The sequence below is a fragment of the Marinobacter sp. BSs20148 genome (assembly GCF_000283275.1).
GTDB lineage: Bacteria > Pseudomonadota > Gammaproteobacteria > Pseudomonadales > Oleiphilaceae > Marinobacter > Marinobacter psychrophilus.
This window is the reverse complement of the sequence record NC_018268.1, coordinates 3,295,396-3,318,146: the sequence shown is the minus strand read 5'-3', so window position 1 is coordinate 3,318,146 and position 22,751 is coordinate 3,295,396. Positions and strand designations below refer to the sequence as shown.

Genomic DNA, 22,751 nt, shown 5'->3' with positions numbered 1-22,751 from the left:
AAAATGGCCGCTAGAGAGAGCATCGGGCCGGAGTTTACATCCACTCTAACGACAAAAGAGGAAACTCGCTATGAAGACCCGAATCACTGAATTGTTTGGTATTCGCTACCCCATCATCCAGGGTGGTATGCACCATGTAGGCTATGCCGAGCTGGCCTCGGCTGTCTCGAATGCTGGTGGCCTGGGTATCATTACCGGATTGACGCAGCCTACGCCGGAAGATTTAGCGCGGGAGATTGCGCGCTGCCATCAGATGACGGATATGCCTTTTGGCGTAAACCTGACTTTTCTACCCTCATTTAACGCTCCTCCTTATCTGGAGTATATCGACGCTATTATTCAAGGTGGTGTAACAGCCGTTGAAACAGCGGGGCGTAGCCCAGAACAGTATATGCCTCAGCTAAAGGCTGCCGGGATTAAGGTTATTCACAAATGTACCTCTGTGCGGCATTCACTGAAAGCAGAAAAAATAGGCTGTGATGCTGTCAGTGTCGATGGTTTTGAATGCGGCGGTCATCCTGGAGAGGACGATATACCGAACTTTATCCTGTTACCCCGGGCAGCCGACGAACTGACCATTCCGTTTGTCGCTTCGGGCGGCATGGCCGACGGGCGCAGCCTGGTAGCTGCGATGGCTTTGGGGGCGGAAGGCATGAATATGGGTACTCGCTTTTTGGCGACCAAAGAAGCCCCAATCCACGATAACGTCAAGCGAGCGATTGTTGAAGCTGATGAGCTTCAAACCCGCCTGATTATGCGTAATCTGCGCAATACGGAAAGGGTCATGAACAATGCCGCTGTGCAGGAAATTGAGCGGATTGAAAAAGAAAAGGGCGAGTCTGAAACCATTGATGATATCCGTCATTTGGTGACCGGAGTTAAAGGTCGCTTGGTTCTTCAGGAGGGCAAGATGGATGAGGCGGCATGGAGCTGCGGTATGGTTGCGGGGCTTATTCACGATGTTCCGAGCTGTGATGAGCTGATTCAACGCATCATGGCAGAAACAGAGTCGATCGTGCGTCAGCGGCTAGCCCGGTTCCTGGACAATTGAATGTGAGTGACTTGGTGAAAACGGCCTGATACCCCCGAAGACGGAGTTTTAACTCTGAAGAGTAAAGAGGTTTGCCCCCAGTCCAGGAAGTTCGCCTTATTGTTAAACAAGCGCTTCGACCCGTGGGGGCAGCATCCGTCTTCGCTAAAAATCACATTTAAGGGTTCTTGATATAAGCACCCTTGCGCAAGTAGAACCACCAGTTCACCACCAGGCAAAGGGTATAGAACACCGCGAAGCCGTACATGGCGTACTCTGGGGTGCCAGCCTGAATCTGCTGACCCAATAGTTTAGGCGCAATGAAGGCACCGTAGGCGGCGATCGCGCTGGTCCAACCCAGTACCGGGCCCTTCTGCTGCTGGTCGAAAATGTAGCCGATGCTGCGGAAGGTAGAGCCGTTGCCGATGCCGCTGGAGGCGAATATCACCACAAACAGAATCATAAAAATTGCGAACAGGCTGTTGGGATCGGTGGAGTTGTAGGCCAGCATCATCACGTAACCGGTGGCCACGGATGCAATCACCATAATCACCGAGATGACCTGGGTAACAATGGAACCTCCAACCTTATCGGAAATCCAGCCGCCCAGTGGGCGAATTAACGCGCCTACCAGTGGGCCAATCCACGCCCAGGTAAGTGCACTTGGTGCATCAGGATTCACAATACGGGTAATGGTGCCGTCTGCGGCCACATCCATCATATTGCCGAATATCACGCTGATAGACAGCGGCAGCGCAGCGGAAAAGCCGATAAAAGTGCCGAAAGTCAGAATGTACAGAACGGTCATTGACCAGGTGTGCTTGTTACTAAAAATCGCGAACTGATTTTTGATGTTGGGTTTGATATCGCCTGGAATCAAGCGCAGCAGCGCAACGGTCAGCACAATAGTCAGCGGCAGTGCCAGCCACATATTCATTACGCTCAACGCCCATACGCCCGCCACGGAGGTGGCCAAACCTACGCCATAAAGGCCCAGAATTTTGCCAAAGGCAGACAGTGGCGAGCCCGGGTTTGGGGTAACCACCTTCAGGTTGTTCATGCCGAACCAGCCCAAAAACGCCAGCGGAACCAGAAACACCAGCCAGATAAAGCCGGCGTTCTGAATCCAGGTATCGGTGCCGGCTTCAATGCGGCCAATCAGCGTGCCGCTGGGGTTCTGCAGCGCCAAAGGGTCGCCGGCCAAGGCGCCAAAAATGCCCACGGTCATGACCAGCGGAATCACCACCTGCATGGTGGTTACACCAAAGTTACCCAGCCCGGCGTTCATGCCCAGGCCGAAGCCCTGCTTGCTTTTGGGGTAGAAGGTACTGATGTTGCTCATCGAGCAGGCGAAGTTACCGCCGCCAATACCGGATAGCAGCGCCAATGCCTGAAACACAATGAACGGCGTGTCCGGGTTCATCAGTGCAAGCCCGGTGCCGGCCGCCGGAATCATCAGCAGCGCGGTGGTCAGAAACACTGTGTTTCGGCCACCGGCAATCTTGATCATGAACGAGGCGGGAATGCGCAGCGTCGCGCCGGCCAGGCCAGCAATGGCCGACAGGGTAAAGAGCTGGTCGATGGTAAAGGGGAAACCCAGATTTTTCATCTGGGTGGTGATCATGCCCCACATCAGCCATACCGCAAAACCCATTATCAAGCTGGGGATAGAGATCCACAGGTTGCGCGAAGCAACGCTCTTGCCAGTCTGTTCCCAGAAGGTTTCGTTTTCGACATCCCAGTGTTCAATGTCGCCGTTGAGTTTGCCCATAATTGTGCTCCTTATGATACCCGACCTGACGGCGCACGAAAGCGCTAGCAGGCTACTTGGCATCATTGTGCAGAGAGCGGTGGGCAATCAGATTTGAGCAAAATCAAGGACGAGGAGCGGTATTCTGAAGAGTGTTTTGAAAAGACAGTTCCAGCTTGTAAGATGGAATTTTTATACATATAAATCATAGTCTTAAAAAAGTAATACCTAGCGTTAGGTAGTTTCTGGGTCAGGCTGACGCAGTAGAGGTAGCCACTCGTTGCCGGGCCATTTTGCTCAGTCGCAGCAGCTCTAATGCCATCAGTAGCCACGCTCCGGCCCACAACGCAGCCGAACACCACAGTATCTGTGGATGACTGAAGGGTTCGGTACCCGCCACAAAACGAAGTAAGGTGGCTGCGCCGATGGCAATAGCCAATGGCACTGTGCGTTTCGCTGGCGGCCTTTGGCGGCAGGCACGCTGCCAGGCCAGCTTCAGCATTACGCTGCCGGCCAGTGTACCCAGTGCGCCAATGGTAATCATGTGCAGGCTGGCACTCATCGAACGCCCGCTCAATAGTGCAATACCGGAGAGCAGGCCGCCGACCACCAGCCAGCTGTAACCGACTGCGAACACCATCAGATCGGGCCGTTCCAGGCAGCGCCAGAGCTTCCAGCGTGCAAGCCTGACGGCGGTGACCAGGGCCGCTGCAACCAATAAGGCGCCGGACGCGTGTCGCAGCGGAGGTATCAGGGAAAAAGGCAAGGCTGCGGCCAACAGAATAATCAGCGTACCCTCCATCCGAGGTTGCAGGCGAGCATTCAGGGCAACGCCCTTTTTATCCAGCGTGTTGGCCACCGAAGGCGCCAATATGCGCCCGCCCATAAACGTCATCAGCAACAACAGGCCAATAATCGCGGCGTGCATGATGCGGAATGGGCTTACCTCCGCGAGGTCACTTTGCCAAATAGCGGTGCGGCTCAGGCCGAATGCAACCGCCATGATTGCCAACGTGCCGATAAGTGGCCCTACCATTTTGTTGCGCCATTTTTTGGCGGCATGAAATCGCGGCAACACCACTGCTGCCAAAGCCAGGGCAAACGCCGGGCTGAGTGTATTGGCCAACAGCGTGTCGGGCATAAACCACCAGCTGATTCTTGCCGCCAGCCACAAAGCAAATAACAGGTACAGGCGCTCTGGCGATTGCCGTCCCAGGGTATAGCCGGCAATCAATGCCAGGGCAAAGCCGAAAATCATTTCGTGGCCATGACCGGTATTCAGAAGCCCTGAAGGCCAGCCACCGCCGCCTAGCACCGCCCATACCGACAGCGGCACCGCGGCGGCCGCCAGAAGTGCTGCGGCGGGGAAAAACAGCCAGAAAGCCTGGGGGCGAAAGGTCGGCATTAGAACATCCACAAAGTGTTTGGTCGCAAGTGCTAAGGTTACTAAAATTGAGCCGTTGTAGTCGACATATCCGCCAGGTTGCTACCAGTGAGTAGGATAGGCGCAATGTTGCAGCCCCAAGCTCCGCGGCCGATAATTCACGCTCTAACTTTTCAGGTGTTCAACTATGTCTGCATTTAACGCTGTTTTTCTGGATGTCACATCTTTGAACCAGAACGATCTTGACTTGGAACCGTTGCGCAATGTGTTCTCAAAACTAGACTGTTACGAGCACACATCTTCCGCCGAGATTGTTCCGCGTCTGCAAGGCGCGCAAGTAGCGATTGTGAATAAAGTGATGCTCAGTGCCGATGTGCTAAAGGCTTGCCCGGATTTGAAGTTGATTCTGGTGTCGGCTACGGGTTTGAATAATGTGGACTTGCAAGCCGCAGAAGAAGCCGGCGTTTCGGTGTGTAATTGCCAGGGTTATGGCACCGCCACTGTTGCTCAGCACACCCTGATGTTGCTACTGGCGATGGCGACACGCCTGCCGGACTATCAAAGTGCGGTTCGAGAGGGGCGTTGGGAAGCGTCTACCCACTTCTGCTTTTTGGACTTTCCGATTGTGGAGCTGGATGGAAAAACCTTGGGTGTTCTCGGCAATGGTGAGATTGGCAGCGCGGTAGCGCGCCTGGGCGAAGCTTTGGGTATGCGGGTGATTGCCGCCAATCTACCGGGCCGTTTGCCAAAAGCAGGACGGCTAAGCTTGGACGAGGTACTGCAGCAGGCCGACGCCATTACGCTGCATTGCCCGTTGAATGAAAATACCCGGCACCTGATCGGCGAGGCAGAATTGGCGAGGATGAAGCCCCGCGCATTCATTGTGAACACCGCTCGCGGCGGTTTGATTGACGAGCAGGCCTTGGCTGCCGCGCTGCGCCGGGGCCACTTGGGTGGAGCGGCAACGGATGTGCTGATCCAAGAGCCTCCGGTGGATGGCAACGTGTTACTGGCGCAGGATATTCCACGGCTGATTGTGACACCACACACCGCCTGGGGTAGCCAGGAGGCGCGGCAGCGAATCGTGGGTCAGGTGGCAGAAAATGCGGCAGCGTTTCGTTCCGGGAAGCCTGTGCGGCAGGTGGTTTAAGGGTTCGCTGGCGCCGACTCTAGCTATTTCTAGAGTGACCTGATGCCGCACTTTTCAGGCGTGAGAAGGTAGCGGGTACAACCCCGAGCCAGGCAGCCAACTGATTGTCTGGCACCCGTTTTGTGAGCTCTGGGTACTCTTCCTGCATCAGCGCATAGCGCTCAATTGCGGGCATGGTGTGTTTTCGAAACTCGCGCATACTTGCTAATTCGGCCAGTTCCTCTGTCAGTGCCAGCGCAAATTTGGGCCACTGGCCCTCACCGTGGCTTTGCACTTCCGAGCGAAATGCAGTGAAATCTGCCACCCACGCGGTGACTGGCATACTGCTGTTCAGGCATAAAGTATTCCGCACGGTACGGCTGCGACCGAACACCGGCCAAATAATATCGCCTTCCGAAAAAAAGTGATGGATGGCTACCTTACCGCTCGCGGTTTCACGGAACATACGCATCACGCCATGCTGAATCAGGTACACATTGGCCCAGGGGCGGTCGTGTTTTTCCATAACCGTTTCAGCGTCTATTTTTCGCACGCTGAATAATTGGGCCAAATCACTCAGAAGCAGGTTTTCTGGCGCCGTCTTGTCGTCACTCAGACGTATACCAAAAACTCGGCTCAAGCTGTTAAGCAAAAGCGTTTCAGGGGGTGCGTGCGGCAACTTAACCATATCCGGATGTTGCTCCGACAACAGAAGAGACGATGAGGACAGATCAGGCCGAAAAATACTGTTCATGGCGTTGCCTACTCCTCATTGATAACATTAGTAACCCAGTTTAACAGATAACGAGTACTCAAAATGACTCTGATCATTAACGTTCCGTGGTCTCCTTCTGCTAATAATGTCGATGTCTTAAATACGTAAAAATCCGCTAATAGTTCAGCTATGCATTGCTTTTCCGAGCTGTGTTGGGGTGCTAGCGGTGCTAGACTTGCGCGCTTTACGAATCGGGATAGAACTTCCATGGCAGCGGCGTTGGCGCTTTTCTTCAAATTGACACCGCTCTACGTCACAGTGGTGCTGGGCTGGCTGGCTGGGCGCTATTTACAAGCCAGTGGCCGTCACATTGCCGGCATCATGTTGTATATCGTAACGCCATCTATCGTGTTTTCCGGCGTGATGGCGGCACCCTTGACCACTGAAATCATTTTGTTGCCGTTTCTGGTGTTCGGTTTTTGCAGTTTTCTGGGCATTACCCACCAGGCATTGGCCCGGCGCTGGATTGGCGATAGCAGCGCCGCGCTTATACCGTTGTGTGTGGGCAGCCCTAACGCCGGCTATTTTGGCGTGCCGGTAGCGCTGCTGTTATTTGGCGAAGAAGGGCTGGCAATCTATATTGTGTGCATGCTGGGTACATCGCTGTACGAAAGCTCAGTTGGCTTTTATCTGGCGGCCCGCGGCAATTACAGTGTGCCCGACGCGCTCAAACGGGTGGCGCGGTTGCCGTCTATGTATGCTTTTGCGCTGGCAGTAACGCTGAACCTGTCGGACGTTGGCATCCCGCAGGTGTTCGAACCGCTGTTTGATAATTTACGCGGCACCTACAGTATTTTGGGCATGATGATTATTGGCATGAGCATATCCAGCTTTCGCGGGCTGGCGGGCAATCTGCGTTTTACGGCCTTGGCCTTTTTCGGCAAGTTTGTATCTTGGCCGTTGCTGGCCAGTGCATTCTGGTGGCTGGATGCGACCTATATGGGGGTCTATTCAGACGCCGTGCACAAGGCTATTTTCCTGATTTCCATTACCCCGATTGCGGCCAATACGGTGGTGATTGCCACCATGCTGGACACATCGGTAAAACAGGCCGCTGGCACAGTGTTGTTATCTACGGTACTAGCGCTGGTGACCATTCCCTTAATGGTGGCGCTGGCGTTTTAGGCGCTGGCGTCAACGTTTACGCTACTGACGCCGCCACCCGTTACGTCAATCCCGTTGGGACAGCGCCTGAGTTTTTCATCGACAAGCCTATGGTAAGGTAGCTATCAAAGCGTCGCACATGCCATAAGGAGAAATGTCGTGTTAAACCGGCTGCAGCGCCTGCTGGGATTGCAGACCATTCCGGGGGTGTTCTTTACCTCGGCAGGTATTGCCGTGTTGTTTGTGGCTTTGGCTATTCCCTTTGATGAGGCGGTGGCCGGTTTCTTTGGCGGCTTGACGGCCTGGGTTGCGCGCAATCTTGGTTGGTTTTACATCGTCACCGTCAGTTTTTTGCTGGTGTTTCTGCTGGGTTTGGCGTTTAGCCGCTTCGGCTCGATTCGCCTGGGTGCAGACGATTCGCGGCCAGATTACTCCAACCTCACCTGGTTCACCATGTTGTTTGCCGCCGGCATTGGCACCATTTTAATGTTCTGGGGCGTGGCCGAGCCGGTGTCGCATTTTGCCAACCCGCCATTTTCGGACGTACTCCCGGGCAGTGCCCGTGCCGCCCGTGATGCGATGACCATATCTTTGTACCATTTCGGGCTTCACACCTGGACAATTTTCGCCATGCCCGGCCTTGCCATCGCCTATTTTTCTTACCGCCATCATTTACCCATGCGCATCAGCAGTCTGTTCTATCCGGTCTTAGGTGATCGAATAAACGGGCCTTTGGGCTGGGCGGTGGACGTGATTGCGGTGCTGGGCACTTTGTTTGGGGTGGCGACGTCGTTAGGCTTGGGCACGCTGCAGCTCAATAGCGGTTTGAATTATTTGCTGGGTGTGCCGGTATCCGGTTCTGTGCAGGTGATGTTGATTGCGGTGATTGCCAGTATTGCCGCGGTGTCGGTGGCTTTAGGGCTGGATAAGGGCGTTCGTCGCCTGTCCCAGCTGAACATCATATTGGCGGGTATTCTGGTAGCGTTTGTAGCGTTAGTCGGCCCAACGGTGTTTATCGCCGAAGGTATGGTACAAGGCATAGGCGACTATTTAGACGCTTTGCCATGGTTGGCGTTCTGGACCCAAACCTTCAGCGAAACCGACTGGCAACGCAAGTGGACTTTGTTTTACTGGGCCTGGACCATTTCTTGGGCGCCCTATGTGGGCATCTTTATTGCGCGTATTTCCCGCGGTCGTACCATCCGCGAATTTATCGCGGGTGTGCTGTTTGCGCCCACGGTGTTCACTCTGGTGTGGTTTGGAGTGTTTGGTCTGTCGGCCATACACGTAGAGATGAACGGTCAGGTCGCGCTGGCCGCGCAGGTTGAGCAAAACCCTGCCGTCGCCATTTTTGCTTTTTTGCAGGCCTTGCCCTTTGCGCAGTTTTCATCATCGCTGAGCCTCATCATTATCGTGATCTTTTTCACCACCTCGTCAGATTCCGCGTCGCTGGTGATTGACATGCTGACCCGCCGTGACGATCAGCCATCGCTGGTGCGCCAGCGCATATTCTGGGCTGCAGCCCAAGGCGTGGTGGCGGCAAGCCTACTGCTGGCAGGCGGGTTAGATGCGTTGCAGAATGTGATTACGGCGCTGGGGTTGCCGTTCTGTATTTTGCTGATTTTTATGGCGGTGTCGCTGTTCAGGGCGTTGCGCGCAGACAGCCGAGGTTATTCGGTTGATGAATTAGTTCAAGGCCGTGCCTATGACACAGTGTCATTTACCAAAGACGTTAAACAGGAGCATCACGATGTTTCATAAAATACTGTTGGCGATTGACACCGAAGACGACGACGAAGCCAAACACACCCTGGCCGAAGGCGTTCGCTTACTGGCTGAGGGCGGCGAGCTGCACCTGGCGAGCGTGTTCAGCCCGGGCGGGGCAGGATTTTTTCCTCACGTGAGTGACGATACTCCGCAAGACCGCGAGAAGGTGGTGCGGTACAAACTGAACCTGCTGGCGCGCAAATACCTGCCGATGAACCAGGCCGCGCATTTACACGTAATGTGCGGTACACCCTCGGAAAAGCTGGTGGCTCTGGCGGCACAGGCTGAGGTCGATTTGTTGCTACTGGTGTCTCGCGGTCCGGGGGGGCTCTGGCCGTTGCGTCGGGCGACGGTAGAGTACGTTACCGTGAATGCGCCCTGCGCTGTGCTGGTTATGCCGGTTGTTGCTGTGGCGGAAAGCGCAGGGGCCATTGCCCCGTCTGGCAATGAAGAGGCTGAAGAAAATCGCTGAGCATCTGTTTCAGGGCCGGTGTTAAAAGCCGCTTCAGGACCGGCGCTCCTGTGCCAGTGCGCTGATGTCGTCACGAATTTGCGCCACGGTCAGGTCGGGCCTTAGCAACAGCCGCGCTTTGCCTAGAGTATCAAACACATACACACCGGCGCTGTGAGACACATTATAGTTGTTGTTCTCATCCGGCTGGTCGTAACCGAAGGTGGTGCGGTAGCGCTTTGCCAGCTGTCGTAGCTGGGGCTCGCTGCCGGTCACGCCGGCAATCCGGTCACCGTAAAAACGGGTGTAGGCAGCAATCTGTTCAGGTGTGTCCCGGTTCGGGTCCACGCTGACAAACATAATGGTCACCCGTTCACGCTCGTTGTCGGGTAGTTTACCTACGGCTTGGGATAGCCGTGCCAGCGTGGTGGGGCAAATGTCCGGGCAGTGGGTGAAACCAAAAAATACCAATCGCACCTGGCCCTCAGAGTCGCTGGCGTTTACCGCCTCGCCTTGGGTGTCTATAAGTTCGAATTCCAAAGGCGGCATCAGCCCGCTGATGTCTTTGCCGTGCCATTCACGGTTGCTCTGATCACAGCCCACCAGCGCAAAGGCAGCCAGCAATAGCGCCATTAGACCGGCGATTCTTTTGCCTGAAACGAAAGTCGGCATAACGGTGTACTCCTCTCAGGTGTTCATGTGTCCAGATGATTTGATCAGCGCTGCGGGCTGTTTTGGATAACGGCCATCTTCGTGCATGGCCCGGCGCAAAATAATCAGAATACCCAGCACGCTCATCATCGCCGGCGGAATCCAGGTCAGCAAGCCGCCAAGCAACTGATCAGTCTCTGGCGCCAGCGGCCAGGCGCGGCCGCACACCTCGTAAACGTCGTACACCATGCCCCGTGAAAACACGATCCAGGCGCCTAGCAGCATTTGCGGAACCGCCACCAACGCCAGCAGCAGCATCCGTTTGCCGTAGCCCAGAGCGTTGGTTATATAAGGGGAACGGGGATCGAATATCAGCCACCAGAACAGCAGACCGTCTAACAGCATGCTCCAGTTCATTATCCAGTAAAGCTGGCGGCTGAGCATGGCGTCGAAGTGGATGCCGGGCGACAGCCAGAAATAAACCAGGCCCACGAACAGCACCGGCGCTACTACCGGATTTTGCAAAACGCGGTAACTCAGCTGCACGGGCGCTAGCCAGGGTCGTGCACCCTGGGGAATTTTACGGCCCCAGAAACGCATTATCGGTAAAGGGTTGGACAACGCGATCAAAACCGGGCCCACGTGATGCAGGACCAGGTGCTGGCCTCGGTGAACAAAAAACATGTATTGGGAATAGTAATCGAAGGCGGTTTGCATCACTGCGTAACACATCACCACGCCCACCACGAAGGTGACAATGCGCCCGGGGCCGGGGCGCTCGCTAGCGGGCATGCGTAGAAGCGCCACGCCATAAAACACCATGACCAGCATATAGCTGGTGATGGTCCAAGGTGAAAAATCGTAGGGCAGCAGGGCATTGACGCCGTTCATAGTTGCTACTCGAAATTGCTCTGTTGCAAGCGCTGGCGCAGATTAGTTGTTTTCTTTCGTAGAGTGTTGACCGCCGTTGCCTTTATTTCAAGTACAGGGCCTACCTAACCTGAGGTATTACCAAAAAAAGTTGTGAAGAACGGGTTTTTAAACCAATATCCAATATGAATTTTATAGATTGCGCTAGTCGCAAAGGATTTCTGCAGATGACGTTTTACCAGCCTGTAGGTAATGAAATTGAACTCTTCCATGCCGCCGCGAACAACGGCCTGCCGGTTCTGATCAAAGGCCCGACAGGCTGCGGCAAAACCCGCTTTGTTCGTTACATGGCCGAACAACTGAACCGGCCGGTTTATACCGTCGCCTGCCACGACGACCTGACGGCAGCAGACCTGGTAGGGCGGCACCTGATCGGCCCGCAAGGCACCTACTGGCAAGATGGGCCCTTGACCCGCGCGGTTCGTGAAGGCGGCATTTGTTACCTGGATGAAGTGGTAGAAGCGCGCAAAGACACCACGGTTGTCCTGCATCCGCTGGCGGACGATCGCCGCGAACTGCCGATTGAGCGCACCGGTGAGCTGCTGACGGCAGCACCCGGTTTTATGCTGGTGGTTTCCTACAACCCGGGTTATCAGAGTCTGTTGAAAGGCATGAAGCCAAGCACCCGCCAAAGATTTGTATCGCTGCGGTTTGATTACCCCTCGGAGGAAATAGAGCAAACCATCGTGATGGAAGAATCTGGTTGCGACCGTGACCTTGCAAAGCAACTGGTTAGCCTGGCGACAGCGCTGCGCAACCTGAAAGATCACGATCTGGAAGAAGCCGCATCCACGCGGTTGCTGATTCACACAGCTCTGCTGATACGCGCAGGTTTGCCCGCAGCGGTCGCTTGCCGCGCGGGTATGATCGAGCCGCTGTCAGACGACGAAGCGACCGTTAGTTCATTGATGGAGGTGGCATATGCAGTATTCGGGCGCCCAGACGAAACCCGTTAGCGGAGCGGTTTTACCGGTTATCTGGTACCTGCTGAATCTATTGGCAATGCCGGTTATCGGCTTTGTGATTTTGCTCTGGATGTATGTCGGAAGTTCCGGGGTCAACGAACTACGCCGTGCCCACACGCGAGCTGCCCTTTATATGTCGCTCATCGGCTTCACTTTGATCAGTTCGGGCGTTGCCATCAGCTGGATGTTCTTCGCCGATGTAAGGCATTTCGGAACTTTTGCCTTGGTGTGGGCCATCGCGTTGCACACGGGCTTTGTGCTTTGGGGAATGGTTTCTTTGGCGCAAGCCATGTCTGATAAGAGGCCTTTATTTCCCGCGAAGTGGCTCTAAATCAGGAGTTGAAGACACCTTCCCTGACTCCAAGCGCAGAATTTTAGTGTGACCAGAAAACGATACCTTCACGTAATTGCATGAAACCCCGCAACCGCAACAATCACTACCGGCGCCCATAGTTGGGCCGCTAACCGCCACCCACGGGGTGCATTCTTCATCTCCATGAAGTGATCCACCAGCAGCAAGGATTTCACGATCACCATTCCGAAAACCAGCCAGGCCAGAAAATCAGGGTTTATACCGGCCTTAAGCGCAATGACCGGTAAAGCCGTGCAAATCATCAGGGCAAAATAAACAGTCAACATTGTCAGCCCTTTCTAAGCGAATACGTAGAGCACCGGAAACAGTGCCAGCCATACCAGATCCACCATGTGCCAATAGGGGGCACCAGATTCCATGCCGTTCATGTCGGAGCCATCGCAGTCTCTGTTGCCTATTCTTACGGCAAGCACCATTAAAACAATCTGCCCCAGTGTCACGTGCATAAGGTGGAAGAAGGTCAGGAAGAAATAGAACATGAAGAAAGTATCTGTGCCGAGGTTATAGCCCTGGCTGTACAGATTCACGTATTCATAAAGTTTGCCAACGGTGTAAATGCAGGAGACCGCAACCGCAAGCCAAAGGCGCCACTGCGCGCCGGAGAGCTTGTCACGGAACTGGTGGACAGCAGTCGCGACCAGATAGCTGGAGGTGATTAGCGCAGCGGTGTTCAGCAGCCCTATCCAGGTGTGCAGAAGATCACGGCCGGCGTGGAAGGTGGCTGGGTCGAGGCTGCGGGCCACGGCAAAACCGATGAGCATGATTCCGAATACCGCCAGCTCGGCGAAAATGAACATCCACACGGCGACGTCTCCGGGAAGCTGATGGCGGTCTAACTCCGGCTCAAGAATCAGACCTGTCATATCACTGAGTCAGGTTCAGGTAGAGTTTGGGGAGCTGCAACGGCAGCTGCGCCGGGTCGCGAATCACCACATAATTATGACTGCCGAAGACATAGGGCAGGTACTCGCTAGCCTCGTCATCAATGGTGACACAAAACGGGGTCAGGCCAGCTTTGATGGCTTCCTGCACCGCCATGCGTGTGTCTTCTATACCGTAGCGGCCTTCATAGAGATCCAAGTCGTTGGGCTTGCCATCGGTCAGCAGCAACAGGACCTTCTGTTGTTCGTGGCGCGCCCCTAAAAGCTTGGTAGCCTGACGGATCGCGGCGCCCATGCGGGTATAGAAGCCCGGTTCCAGCGCCTGAATTCGGCCCCGAATGGTGCTGGTATAAGTTTCATCAAAACCCTTTAGATGATGGAATCGCACGTGGTCACGCCGTCGTGATGAAAACGCAAAAAGGGCGAAGGGGTCGCGGCTGGCCTGTAAGGCTTCGCTGAGCAGTTGCAGGCCGTCTCGGGCAATGTCGATGACTCGCTGCTGGTTGTTTATATAGGTCTCGGTTGAGAGCGACACATCCGCCAGCACCAGACAGGCGAGGTCGCGCTGGCTCTGCTGGCAGCGGCGAAACAGCTTCTGATCAATCGCGCCCTGACCGCGCCGGTTCTGAACTTCCCTTTCCAGGCAGGCGTCCAGGTCCAGCTCGCCGCCGTCCAGCTGTCGTTTGTGCCACTGTTTGAGGGGCTTGAGCGCGCTGAATTGGCGCTGCAGACGTTTGGCGGGTCGGCGCAGTGCTTCCGGAAGCTCCGCAGGCTCAGCGTTTTTTGCCAGCATAGGTTGCACGCAGCAGAAGGCTTCCCGGTAGCTCTGGCTGCGCCAGTCCCACTCCGGCAAATGAATACCCGGGCCAAGGCGCAGGTCGTCGTGTTCTTCCGAGGGCAGATCCAGGTCAAACTTGATCGACGACGACGTCTCCTTGCGGTCATTGGAAACAGAGATCATGTCCATATCGTCCGCAACCGCCTCGGCATCTTCTTCTTTGGTGTCGTCGCCTGCACGGTCAACCGGAATGAATTCGGTCCAGGAAAACAGACTTTCCAGGCGAAAGATCATCAGCCCCTGATCGCGGTCGAAGGCCTCTACGCGCTCTGCCTGGCGGCGCTTGTTTTTCTTGGTCAGTCCCCCGGGGCTGGATTGAGTGTCCTCATCGCCGGTTACTGGTCCGTTAGCTTTTCCTTGTTCCAGAGCCGGGTACAACCAAAGAATGACCGGCCAGGGATCGGTTCCAGCCGCGGGCAGGGCAGCAACACTGCCCGGATGGATAAGCGCCTGGCGGATCGCCTGCTCACGGATGGCTTCCTCGGCCGATAGGCCCTCTGGGTCGGGACGCCTGCGCAGAACCTGTTTCACCAGGCGCTGGTAAACACGCTCCAGCCCCGGCCAACGGGCGATCACATCCTGAACCAGCGCCTGATTGCCAGTAAACCAGTCACTATCAGCCGGAGCCGGGTTAGCCGCGAGTGCGGCAAGCCATATATAGAGTTCCCGGTTCAGGCGTTTGGACGGGAATTTAGCCACTTTTTCTGGCAGGCGCAGATTTTGTTCATCCCGCCAGGCCAACTCAAACTTGCGGTGTGTTCCCGCGATTTTGTGCAAAAACCGTCGGCGCAGTCGAAAGTGCCTGGGTTCTGCCGTCACCAGGCTGAGTGCCGGATCACCCCCGAAGGCGCGAAACACAATGCCGAGGCTGCGGGCTTCGTCTTTTAGATAAACGGCGTGCTCGGGGAATTCCCCCAGAGCCTGGCGAGTAATGTATTCGTGCCACTTGTAGCCGACCCACTCTTCCATCTTGAACTCCTGTTACGCCCGTTGTTTGTCGGGTTTTCCGGCAAGCTGGTGAATGCGAATCACAGGGCCAGAAGCAGATTCCGGTCCTGTGATTGTGAGGGTGGCGGGCTTACGCGTCCTGAAGTGCCGGGCCACGAACTTCGTCGTCAAAGGACGCTTGTCCTTTAATGAAGAAGCTGCAGAGGTACACCACCAACCCGACTGAAAAGAAGCAGCCAGCGGTCAGACGCGCCCAGTAAAACATCGCAATCTTGTCCTGGGTGACCATAAACGACAGTGCTTCTCCGCTTTCTGGCATACGTTGCAGCCAGATTTGCAGGATGCCTGCACCCGTCAGGAACAGGGTGATAAACACCATGGAGATGGTCATCAACCAGAATCCCCACATTTCAACCACTTGGGCCTTGTTGCTGTTGCCGTAAGGCCGGCCACGCATGATCGGCATGGCGTAGGAAATGATGGTGAGCACGATCATCACATAGGCGCCGTAAAACGCCATATGGGCATGGGCCGCAGTAATCTGACTGCCGTGGGTGTAGTAGTTTACCGGTGCCAGCGTATGCAGAAAGCCCCACACGCCTGCGCCCAGAAACGCCATCACAGCGGTGCCCATAGCCCACAGAGTCGCGGCCTTATTGGGGTGGTTGCGCTTGCGCCGGTTGATCATAGTGAAGGCAAATAACACCATCATGAAAAATGGCAGGGGTTCCAGTGCCCCGAACACAGAGCCCAGCCACAGCCAGTACTCGGATGGCCCGATCCAGAAGAAGTGGTGACCGGTGCCGATGATGCCGGTAATCAGCGCCATGGCAATGATGATGTACAGCCACTTCTCGATGACTTCCCGATCTACGCCAGTAATTTTGATCAGCACGAAGGCCAAGATGGCGCCCATGATCAGTTCCCATACACCTTCAACCCACATGTGTATTACGAACCACCAATAGTACTTGTCTGTGGTTAGGTTTTCGGGGTTGTAAAAGGAGAACATCCAGAGCACGGTCAGGCCAATCAGGCCGGTGATCAATATAATATTGACCACGGTTTTTCGGCCTTTGAGGGCGGTCATCAAGATGTTGAACAGAAACCCGACGAACACCAGGGCCAAGCCTATTTTGGTAATAGTAGGTTGTTCCAGAAACTCCCGGCCCATGGTGGGCAACAGTTTGTTCATGGTGACGTCCGCCAGAGTGGCGTAATCCACAAAAAGGTAACCCAGAATGGTCAGCGTGCCGGCAACGGCAAACACCCAGAACAGGATCCACGCAAGCAACGGGCTGTAAAGCTCGGTTTGCGCTTCTTCCGGAACCAGGTAGTAGGTTGCACCCATAAAGCCGAACAACAGCCAAACGATCAGCAGATTGGTATGAACCATCCGGGCAACGTTGAAGGGTATTTCCGGGAACAGAAAATCACCCACCACGTACTGCAGGCCTAAAATCAGACCAAACAGGATTTGGCCGGCAAACAGAATCAAGGCAAAGATGAAGTAGGGCATGGCGACCCGTTGAGACTCGTATTTCATATTTTTTCCTTAGCCTTCGATGTTGGGTGGCCAGCCGTTATCGTCAATCTTGGACGTCCACTCGAGGAACGATGCCAGATCTTCGATTTCCTGGTCTGTCAAGTTGAATTGCGGCATTTGCCGGCGGCCGGGTGCTTTGGTCGGCATGGCGTTCATCCAGGCATTCATGTACGCCTTGAACACGTCGCTGTTGCCGGCGCCGCGGCGGTCGAATACGTTGCCCAGCTCCGGCGCAAAGTAGGCGCCTTCACCCATAAGCGAATGACAGCCAATACAATTGTTGTTTTCCCAGAGGTGTTTGCCATTGACAACCTGCTCGGTGAGCTGGTCCCGGTTATCCCGCTCGGGCATCGCCCGCGATTGAGTGTCAAAAGTTAGAGCCAGAAACAGCAGGATGAAGAACGTGCTTCCTCCCAGATAGATGTTTCTGGCCATGCTTTTGGTAAAGCGTTCGGCCATTAGACTGCCCCTTGGTTGATGTGTAATACCTGACGAACCCGCGATCGAGCCCAAAAGATGTATCAGTAATGAATATTATCGGCCGCTGGGGCAGTACATGCCAGAAGGCAAGGGGGTTACCTCTAAAGAGGTATGCGGCAGGATTGGCGGGTTTTTCGGTTAGCGGAACACCGTCTTTACTTCGTTGCTAATCAGGCTTTTGGCTTCAGAAATATCCATTCGAGCATGGCGCACAACGCTGATGCCGGCCGATATTGCGAGGGTGCCCATAATGGCGGCAACGCTTAGGTCCGGCCAGGCGCTTCCCGTTCCGAACACGCCCAGAGCGGCTGCCATCACGGCCAGGTTGCCGATGGCGTCATTCCGGGTGCACAGCCAGACCGAGCGCATATCAGAGTCGCCATCCCGAAAACGAAATAGCACAAAGGCAACACTCACGTTGGCAATCAGAGCCAGCAGACCAATCGTGCCCATGGTAAAGGGTTCGGGAGTAACGCCCTGTTCTATCACCCAAAGCGCACGGGCCCAAACCACAATGCCGAACAGCGTCATGGTAATGCCTTTAACCATGGCCGCGCGCCCGCGCCAGAGCATGCCGAGAGACAGAACGGAAAGTGACAGAATGTAGTTGGCGCTATCGCCAAAGAAGTCGATGGCGTCTGCCATCAGGGAAACCGAACCAGATTGCAAACTGGCAGCACCTTCCACGAAAAACATGGCCAGATTAACCCAAAGGGCGATCCAAAGTGCGCGGCGAAAACCCGGAGCCGGGGACTTTAGTGCTGGACCAGAGCAACCGCACGCCATAAACACCTCCTTTTATTTGGTAGGTGTATTAAAAACCCTGTAGTTACTACAGGGTCAATATCCGGCAAGCTGTTTGGGAAAATTTTTAGTGGTTACTCGGTTTAGTAGTCACATGGTTTAGTGGCTACCTGGTTTATGAGTTCCGGGCACGTGATTGCGCTGGTCTGTGTCTTTGTCGGACAGGCCGCCCAGCTCTGAACTCAGGCCCCCCATGATGCCGCACTGCTCAACGGTGCCTGTCTTTGAACAGGCCTGTTGCAATTGCTGCAGGGCCGTTTCAAGATTTGCGAGTTCACTCAACCGGTCGCGCACGTGGATCAGGTGACGGGCCAGAAGTGCATCCACTTCATGGCAGTCTGCTTCGGGGTTTTCGGACAGCCGAATCAACTCGCGGATTTCGTCCTGGGTCATATCAAGGTTACGGCAGCGCTTGATGAACAAAAGACGGTTCAAGTGTGCATTGCCATAAACACGGTAATCGCTGGCGTCCCGATCTGGTTTGAGTAGTAAACCGATTTTTTCATAGTAGCGAATCGTTTCGACGGGAACGGATGCGTGCCCGGATACCTCACCAATTTTCATCGCATCGGGTTTCCTGATGGTTGGCTTTGCCCGGGAATTTTACAGGCTGTCCAGGTTGTCCAGCAAATAATTGGCGCGTTTCAGCAGAGCTTCGCGGCGCTCCGGTTTTTGTTTTTCCCAGTTGCGATACATCATCGTCATGCGCGGATTTTTAGCGAACTGGTCGCGGTGGCGGTCGATAAAGTGCCAATACAGCGAGTTGAAGGGGCAGGCGTCGTCTTCGGTGGCTTTGGCCACTTTGTAGTGGCAGTTGCTGCAATGGTCAGACTGGCGCTGAATGTATTTGCCGCTGGCGGCGTAGGGTTTTGATCCTAAATAACCGCCGTCGGCGTGCATCACCATGCCCAGCACGTTGGGCAGTTCCACCCAATCGTAGGCATCGACATACACCGCCAGATACCAGTCGCAAATTTCATCCGGCGTAATGCCGGCCAGCAAGGCGAAGTTGCCGGTCACCATTAAGCGCTGAATATGGTGGGCGTAGCCATTACGGCGAGTGGCATCAATGGCTTTGTGCATACAGCGCATGCGGGTGTCGCCGCTCCAGTAGAACCCGGGCAGGGCGCGGTCATTGCCAAGCTGGTTGTTGCGGGCGTACTCGGGCATGTGCAGCCAGTAAATACCGCGCACAAATTCGCGCCAGCCGACGATTTGACGAATAAACCCTTCCACCGCGTTGATGGGCGCCCGCCCGGCGTACCAGGCTTGCGCGGCGCGTTCGCACACGGCAAGGGGGTCCAGCAAACCGCAGTTTATGTAAGGCGACAGAATCGAGTGAAACAGCCAGTCTTCGTGGTCAGATATCGCGTCCTGGTAGTCACCAAAGCACGGCAAGGCGTAGTCTATGAAGTGTTCCAGAGCGCGCTCGGCATCGGCGGCCGTTACCGCAAAATGGAAGTCTTCGCTGGCGCCAAAATGGTCGCTGAAGTGTTCTTCAACCATGTTGATGACGTCTTGGGTGACGGCATCCGGCTCGATCCGAAACGGCGCGGGCGCCGGCGGTTTGCCCGTCCATTTGCGGCGGTTTTCAGCGTCGTAGTTCCACTCGCCACCTTCGGGCTTTTGCTCTGGGGTCATCAGTAGCCCCGTTTTACGCCGCATTTCCCGGTAGAAATACTCCATGCGCAGCTGTTTACGGCCTTCGGCCCAGTCGGCAAATTCTTGTTTAGTGGCAATAAAACGGGTGTCCACGCGAATTTCTGTGGTCACCCCCAGGGCTTTCTGCCACTGGCTGATAATGTTGTGCAGGCGCCATTCGCCGCACTCGGTGGTAATAATGCGCTCGGGTTGGTGGGCAGCTATTTGCTCGGCCATCACCTGTTCCAGGCTTTGCGCAGCGTTGTCGGGATGATAACGCTGGTAATGCACGCTGTAGCCGTCGGCTTTCAACTGACTGGCAAAATGACGCATGGCGCTGTACAGCAGTATCAGTTTTTTCTTGTGGTGATTGGTGTAGCTGGCTTCGCTGTGAACTTCCGCCATAACGATGCGGTCGGTATCGCGATCGGCGCCTTCCAGAGCGCTCAGGCTTTGTGTTAGCTGGTCGGCGAGAATCAAAATCAGATTAGCCATAGTGCTTTATCCAGACAGTGTGTGTTCCAAAAGAGGTAGGCAACATACTCAACAAGCGCAACATCTGTGTCATTTCTGACTTGATATGCTGTCGCCGTGTTCACAGATGATTCGAATCAAGATGGCGGTGCTGAAACACGGTTACGATGCCAGTTTACAGCCTGCTTCATATTCAAGGCGCCCAGAGTTTCTATTTATGGCTTCCAAAATCGCAGTTCAGTCTTCTGATACTATTATTCTGCCCGAGTTTAACTGGGACGATGCGCTGATTCGCCGCTACGATCTGAGCGGCCCGCGCTATACCTCATATCCTACGGCGGTGGAATTCAATCAGACGTATCCGATTGGCGATATGGTACAGGCGGCTGCACGCAGCAAAGCCATCGGCCGACCGCTGTCGCTGTACACCCACATCCCGTTTTGCGCGCACCTGTGCTACTACTGCGCGTGTAACAAAGTAATCACCAAAAAACGTAATAATGCTCAGCCTTATGTGCAGCGCCTGCTGAAAGAAGCGGCCATGCAAGCTGAATTATTCGGTGCTGACCGGCCGGTGAAGCAATTGCACCTGGGCGGCGGAACGCCAACGTTTTTGCCCCGCGATGTCATGCGTGAATTGATGCACGGCTACGGCGAACTGTTCAATCTGCAGACCGATGGCAGTCAAGACTACAGCATTGAAATCGACCCGCGTGAAGTAGATCAAGACACATTGTCTACCCTGTGGGAGCTGGGCTTTAACCGCATCAGCCTGGGCGTGCAGGATGTGAATCCTCAGGTTCAAAAAGCGGTCAACCGGGTGCAATCCAAAGAAATGACCCGCGGCGTGCTGAATGAAGCACGCCGTTTGGGCTTCGGTTCCATTAATCTGGATCTAATTTACGGCCTGCCGTACCAGACCCCGGACAGCTTTGCTGAAACATTGGAAGAAGTCATCGACATGTCACCAGATCGGCTGTCGGTGTTCAGTTACGCCCATTTGCCAGAGCGTTTCTATCCGCAAACACGGCTTAAAGGCGATACCATGCCCTCGCCGCAGCAAAAGCTGACCATTTTGCATAACACCATTAATCGATTGCTGGATGCCGGTTACGAATACATCGGTATGGACCACTTTGCCAAACCGGATGACAGCCTGGCGGTGGCCCAGCGGGCGGGTCGCCTGCATCGCAACTTCCAGGGTTACACCACCCACTCGGATTGCGATCTGGTGTCGCTGGGGGTGTCGGCCATTGGCCAGACCGATGACGCATACTTCCAGAACAACCACGACCTGCCATCCTGGGAGGCTGCGATAGATTCAGGACAACTGGCGATCACAAAAGGCGTGAACCTGACCCGTGATGATCGCCTGCGGCGTTGGGTAATTGGCCAGCTGATTTGCCAGTTCCGTCTGGACCGTCAGCAATTTACGGCCGAATGGAACGAAGATTTTGACCAGTATTTTGCCGATGAACTGTCACGCCTGAAGCCGATGATGGCAGACCAGTTGATTGCAGATAACGGCCGCGTGCTGCAGGTGCAGCCCGCTGGAAGGCTGCTGATTCGTGCTATTTGCCAGATTTTTGATGTCTATCGGAAAGAAGGCGCTACTCAGCGGTTTTCGCGAATTATCTGATGTCTATTAGGGCAACGCTGCTCTGGTAGGCCCGTTCTGATTCCTGTTAAAGCTTTCTGGAACACTCTAGTTTCATAATAGTATGCAGAGTATCTATTTAGAAGTATTGGCTGAACCCCTGATGAAGGTCAATGCACTGCAGATTGCACGGCGTATGGTTTCGTAACTCTCTGTATGGAAGACGTTTATGGAACTTGTATGTCCGGCTGGCAGTTTGCCGGCGCTGAAAGCAGCGGTGGATAACGGCGCTAACGCGGTTTACCTTGGCTTTAAAGACAGCACCAATGCTCGTCAGTTTAAAGGTCTGAATTTTAACGACAAACGTGCGGCAGAGGGCATTGAGTACGCCCATAAAAACGGCGCGCGGGTGTTCTGTGCAATCAATACATTTCCTCAGCCCCAGGGCTGGAAAACCTGGACCTCCGCGGTAGACCGAGCCGCAACTCTGGGCATAGACGCGATGATACTGGCCGACATGGGGTTGTTGGATTATGCCACCAGTCACTACCCCCAAATAGACAGGCATTTATCTGTACAGGGATCCGCCACCAGCTACGAAGCGTTACGCTTTTATAAAGATAACTTTGGCATTCGTCGTGCAGTTTTGCCACGGGTGCTATCGCTAGACCAGATTCGTGGCCTGGCAAAGCACAGCCCGGTTGAGCTTGAAGTGTTCGCCTTTGGTAGCCTGTGTATTATGGCCGAAGGGCGCTGTTACTTGTCTTCCTATATCACCGATGAATCTCCTAACACTCGTGGTGCCTGCTCGCCGGCCAAAGCCGTGCGCTGGCAGGAAACTCCCCAAGGTTTGGAGTCGCGGCTTAATGGCATCTTGATTGACCGCTACGGCAAGGGCGAATCCGCCGGTTATCCAACTTTGTGCAAAGGCCGCTTTGAAGTGGAAGGCAGCGTTTACCATGCGATTGAAGAACCGGTCAGTCTGAATACCATAGGCCTGCTTCCGCAGTTGCAGGAACTGGGCATCAGCGCGGTAAAAATAGAAGGCCGCCAGCGCAGTCCTGCTTATATTGCCGACGTGGCCCGCACCTGGCGTCAGGCCCTTGACCTGCTTGAAAATAGCGCCGACGAATTTGCTGTAGACCCAGCCTGGAATACCACTCTGGCAGGTTTGTCAGAAGGCGGCTTGACCACCCTCGGCGCCTATCACCGCAAATGGAAATAAGGTGAAAT

At 54.8% G+C, this 22,751-nt stretch carries 22 protein-coding genes; 9 read left to right on the top strand and 13 right to left on the bottom strand.

The window, feature by feature from the left end:
• Positions 1-70 precede the first annotated feature (70 nt).
• Entirely contained in the window at positions 71-1,051 is a 981-nt protein-coding gene (locus tag MRBBS_RS15165; protein ID WP_014872446.1) for an NAD(P)H-dependent flavin oxidoreductase, read from the top strand.
• A 157-nt stretch (positions 1,052-1,208) separates the two neighbouring features.
• On the opposite strand, the gene MRBBS_RS15160 is transcribed toward MRBBS_RS15165, so the two are convergent.
• Both MRBBS_RS15160 and MRBBS_RS15155 read right to left on the bottom strand, forming a co-directional pair.
• Positions 1,209-2,801 (bottom strand): antiporter, encoded by a 1,593-nt coding sequence (locus MRBBS_RS15160; protein WP_014872445.1) that lies wholly within the window; start codon positions 2,799-2,801, stop codon positions 1,209-1,211.
• A gap of 229 nt (positions 2,802-3,030) precedes the next feature.
• Positions 3,031-4,185, bottom strand: a complete 1,155-nt coding sequence (locus MRBBS_RS15155; RefSeq protein ID WP_014872444.1) for an NnrS family protein — start codon at positions 4,183-4,185, stop codon at positions 3,031-3,033.
• A 166-nt stretch (positions 4,186-4,351) separates the two neighbouring features.
• Here MRBBS_RS15155 and MRBBS_RS15150 point away from each other — a divergent pair, with 166 nt between their 5' ends.
• The gene (locus MRBBS_RS15150) at positions 4,352-5,314 is read left to right on the top strand and encodes a 2-hydroxyacid dehydrogenase (protein ID WP_014872443.1); all 963 of its coding nucleotides are present in this window, start codon (positions 4,352-4,354) and stop codon (positions 5,312-5,314) included.
• A 19-nt stretch (positions 5,315-5,333) separates the two neighbouring features.
• Here the strand turns inward: MRBBS_RS15150 and MRBBS_RS15145 are convergent, their stop codons facing one another.
• A complete protein-coding gene (locus MRBBS_RS15145; RefSeq protein WP_014872442.1) occupies positions 5,334-6,047 on the bottom strand; it encodes a Crp/Fnr family transcriptional regulator in 714 nt (237 codons plus the stop codon).
• A gap of 228 nt (positions 6,048-6,275) precedes the next feature.
• Between MRBBS_RS15145 and MRBBS_RS15140 the strand changes: the two genes are divergently transcribed.
• From MRBBS_RS15140 to MRBBS_RS15130, 3 genes are all read left to right on the top strand, one after another.
• Positions 6,276-7,193 carry an AEC family transporter gene (locus tag MRBBS_RS15140; protein WP_014872441.1) on the top strand — a complete coding sequence of 306 codons (918 nt, stop codon included), beginning with the start codon at positions 6,276-6,278 and terminating at the stop codon, positions 7,191-7,193.
• A gap of 138 nt (positions 7,194-7,331) precedes the next feature.
• Complete coding sequence (locus MRBBS_RS15135; RefSeq protein ID WP_014872440.1) at positions 7,332-8,933, top strand: BCCT family transporter; 1,602 nt, start codon at positions 7,332-7,334, stop codon at positions 8,931-8,933.
• Positions 8,923-9,411, top strand: a complete 489-nt coding sequence (locus MRBBS_RS15130; protein ID WP_014872439.1) for a universal stress protein — start codon at positions 8,923-8,925, stop codon at positions 9,409-9,411. Before MRBBS_RS15135 ends, MRBBS_RS15130 begins: the two co-directional genes overlap by 11 nt.
• A 33-nt stretch (positions 9,412-9,444) precedes the next feature.
• Here MRBBS_RS15130 and MRBBS_RS15125 read toward each other — a convergent pair whose 3' ends face one another.
• Both MRBBS_RS15125 and MRBBS_RS15120 read right to left on the bottom strand, forming a co-directional pair.
• A complete protein-coding gene (locus MRBBS_RS15125) occupies positions 9,445-10,062 on the bottom strand; it encodes an SCO family protein (RefSeq protein WP_014872438.1) in 618 nt (205 codons plus the stop codon).
• A gap of 15 nt (positions 10,063-10,077) precedes the next feature.
• On the bottom strand, positions 10,078-10,932 hold the full coding sequence (locus MRBBS_RS15120; RefSeq protein ID WP_014872437.1) for a cytochrome c oxidase assembly protein: 855 nt from the start codon (positions 10,930-10,932) through the stop codon (positions 10,078-10,080).
• Between the two features lie 206 nt (positions 10,933-11,138).
• On the opposite strand from MRBBS_RS15120, the gene MRBBS_RS15115 reads away from it, so the two are divergent.
• Positions 11,139-11,927: a CbbQ/NirQ/NorQ/GpvN family protein gene (locus MRBBS_RS15115; RefSeq protein ID WP_014872436.1), complete on the top strand. Its 789-nt coding sequence runs from the start codon at positions 11,139-11,141 to the stop codon at positions 11,925-11,927.
• Complete coding sequence (locus tag MRBBS_RS15110; RefSeq protein ID WP_014872435.1) at positions 11,893-12,267, top strand: hypothetical protein; 375 nt, start codon at positions 11,893-11,895, stop codon at positions 12,265-12,267. Before MRBBS_RS15115 ends, MRBBS_RS15110 begins: the two co-directional genes overlap by 35 nt.
• A 68-nt stretch (positions 12,268-12,335) precedes the next feature.
• Here MRBBS_RS15110 and MRBBS_RS15105 read toward each other — a convergent pair whose 3' ends face one another.
• The 8 genes from MRBBS_RS15105 to MRBBS_RS15070 all read right to left on the bottom strand — a co-directional run bounded on the left by MRBBS_RS15105 (position 12,336) and on the right by MRBBS_RS15070 (position 19,942).
• A complete protein-coding gene (locus tag MRBBS_RS15105; protein WP_014872434.1) occupies positions 12,336-12,575 on the bottom strand; it encodes a cytochrome C oxidase subunit IV family protein in 240 nt (79 codons plus the stop codon).
• Positions 12,576-12,587: 12 nt separating this feature from the next.
• Entirely contained in the window at positions 12,588-13,172 is a 585-nt protein-coding gene (locus MRBBS_RS15100; protein WP_014872433.1) for a cytochrome c oxidase subunit 3, read from the bottom strand.
• Between the two features lies 1 nt (position 13,173).
• Positions 13,174-14,997, bottom strand: coding sequence for a nitric oxide reductase activation protein NorD (locus MRBBS_RS15095; RefSeq protein WP_014872432.1), 1,824 nt, complete (start codon positions 14,995-14,997; stop codon positions 13,174-13,176).
• A gap of 109 nt (positions 14,998-15,106) precedes the next feature.
• A complete protein-coding gene (locus MRBBS_RS15090) occupies positions 15,107-16,522 on the bottom strand; it encodes a cbb3-type cytochrome c oxidase subunit I (RefSeq protein WP_014872431.1) in 1,416 nt (471 codons plus the stop codon).
• A gap of 9 nt (positions 16,523-16,531) precedes the next feature.
• A complete protein-coding gene (locus MRBBS_RS15085) occupies positions 16,532-16,981 on the bottom strand; it encodes a c-type cytochrome (RefSeq protein WP_014872430.1) in 450 nt (149 codons plus the stop codon).
• A gap of 159 nt (positions 16,982-17,140) precedes the next feature.
• Positions 17,141-17,788, bottom strand: coding sequence for a cation diffusion facilitator family transporter (locus MRBBS_RS15080; RefSeq protein WP_014872429.1), 648 nt, complete (start codon positions 17,786-17,788; stop codon positions 17,141-17,143).
• 117 nt (positions 17,789-17,905) lie between these two features.
• Complete coding sequence (locus MRBBS_RS15075) at positions 17,906-18,370, bottom strand: Cd(II)/Pb(II)-responsive transcriptional regulator (protein WP_014872428.1); 465 nt, start codon at positions 18,368-18,370, stop codon at positions 17,906-17,908.
• Positions 18,371-18,409: 39 nt separating this feature from the next.
• Positions 18,410-19,942: a cryptochrome/photolyase family protein gene (locus MRBBS_RS15070; protein WP_014872427.1), complete on the bottom strand. Its 1,533-nt coding sequence runs from the start codon at positions 19,940-19,942 to the stop codon at positions 18,410-18,412.
• A gap of 235 nt (positions 19,943-20,177) precedes the next feature.
• Here MRBBS_RS15070 and hemN point away from each other — a divergent pair, with 235 nt between their 5' ends.
• Both hemN and ubiU read left to right on the top strand, forming a co-directional pair.
• Entirely contained in the window at positions 20,178-21,560 is a 1,383-nt protein-coding gene (gene hemN / locus MRBBS_RS15065) for an oxygen-independent coproporphyrinogen III oxidase (RefSeq protein WP_413540188.1), read from the top strand.
• Between the two features lie 187 nt (positions 21,561-21,747).
• Positions 21,748-22,743 (top strand): ubiquinone anaerobic biosynthesis protein UbiU, encoded by a 996-nt coding sequence (gene ubiU, locus MRBBS_RS15060; RefSeq protein ID WP_014872425.1) that lies wholly within the window; start codon positions 21,748-21,750, stop codon positions 22,741-22,743.
• The last annotated feature ends 8 nt before the right edge of the window (positions 22,744-22,751 follow it).

What these genes read in the sequence shown, in the direction of transcription:
- MRBBS_RS15145 (WP_014872442.1), bottom strand. Translation starts at nt 6,047, where the DNA reads ATGAACAGTATTTTTCGGCCTGATCTGTCCTCATCGTCTCTTCTGTTG.
- MRBBS_RS15150 (WP_014872443.1), top strand. Translation starts at nt 4,352, where the DNA reads ATGTCTGCATTTAACGCTGTTTTTCTGGATGTCACATCTTTGAACCAG.
- MRBBS_RS15100 (WP_014872433.1), bottom strand. Translation starts at nt 13,172, where the DNA reads ATGACAGGTCTGATTCTTGAGCCGGAGTTAGACCGCCATCAGCTTCCC.
- MRBBS_RS15160 (WP_014872445.1), bottom strand. Translation starts at nt 2,801, where the DNA reads ATGGGCAAACTCAACGGCGACATTGAACACTGGGATGTCGAAAACGAA.
- MRBBS_RS15115 (WP_014872436.1), top strand. Translation starts at nt 11,139, where the DNA reads ATGACGTTTTACCAGCCTGTAGGTAATGAAATTGAACTCTTCCATGCC.
- MRBBS_RS15125 (WP_014872438.1), bottom strand. Translation starts at nt 10,062, where the DNA reads ATGCCGACTTTCGTTTCAGGCAAAAGAATCGCCGGTCTAATGGCGCTA.
- MRBBS_RS15090 (WP_014872431.1), bottom strand. Translation starts at nt 16,522, where the DNA reads ATGAAATACGAGTCTCAACGGGTCGCCATGCCCTACTTCATCTTTGCC.
- MRBBS_RS15130 (WP_014872439.1), top strand. Translation starts at nt 8,923, where the DNA reads ATGTTTCATAAAATACTGTTGGCGATTGACACCGAAGACGACGACGAA.
- ubiU (WP_014872425.1), top strand. Translation starts at nt 21,748, where the DNA reads ATGGAACTTGTATGTCCGGCTGGCAGTTTGCCGGCGCTGAAAGCAGCG.
- MRBBS_RS15095 (WP_014872432.1), bottom strand. Translation starts at nt 14,997, where the DNA reads ATGGAAGAGTGGGTCGGCTACAAGTGGCACGAATACATTACTCGCCAG.
- MRBBS_RS15075 (WP_014872428.1), bottom strand. Translation starts at nt 18,370, where the DNA reads ATGAAAATTGGTGAGGTATCCGGGCACGCATCCGTTCCCGTCGAAACG.
- MRBBS_RS15155 (WP_014872444.1), bottom strand. Translation starts at nt 4,185, where the DNA reads ATGCCGACCTTTCGCCCCCAGGCTTTCTGGCTGTTTTTCCCCGCCGCA.
- MRBBS_RS15140 (WP_014872441.1), top strand. Translation starts at nt 6,276, where the DNA reads ATGGCAGCGGCGTTGGCGCTTTTCTTCAAATTGACACCGCTCTACGTC.
- MRBBS_RS15120 (WP_014872437.1), bottom strand. Translation starts at nt 10,932, where the DNA reads ATGAACGGCGTCAATGCCCTGCTGCCCTACGATTTTTCACCTTGGACC.
- MRBBS_RS15085 (WP_014872430.1), bottom strand. Translation starts at nt 16,981, where the DNA reads ATGGCCGAACGCTTTACCAAAAGCATGGCCAGAAACATCTATCTGGGA.
- MRBBS_RS15110 (WP_014872435.1), top strand. Translation starts at nt 11,893, where the DNA reads ATGCAGTATTCGGGCGCCCAGACGAAACCCGTTAGCGGAGCGGTTTTA.
- MRBBS_RS15070 (WP_014872427.1), bottom strand. Translation starts at nt 19,942, where the DNA reads ATGGCTAATCTGATTTTGATTCTCGCCGACCAGCTAACACAAAGCCTG.
- MRBBS_RS15165 (WP_014872446.1), top strand. Translation starts at nt 71, where the DNA reads ATGAAGACCCGAATCACTGAATTGTTTGGTATTCGCTACCCCATCATC.
- MRBBS_RS15105 (WP_014872434.1), bottom strand. Translation starts at nt 12,575, where the DNA reads ATGTTGACTGTTTATTTTGCCCTGATGATTTGCACGGCTTTACCGGTC.
- MRBBS_RS15080 (WP_014872429.1), bottom strand. Translation starts at nt 17,788, where the DNA reads ATGGCGTGCGGTTGCTCTGGTCCAGCACTAAAGTCCCCGGCTCCGGGT.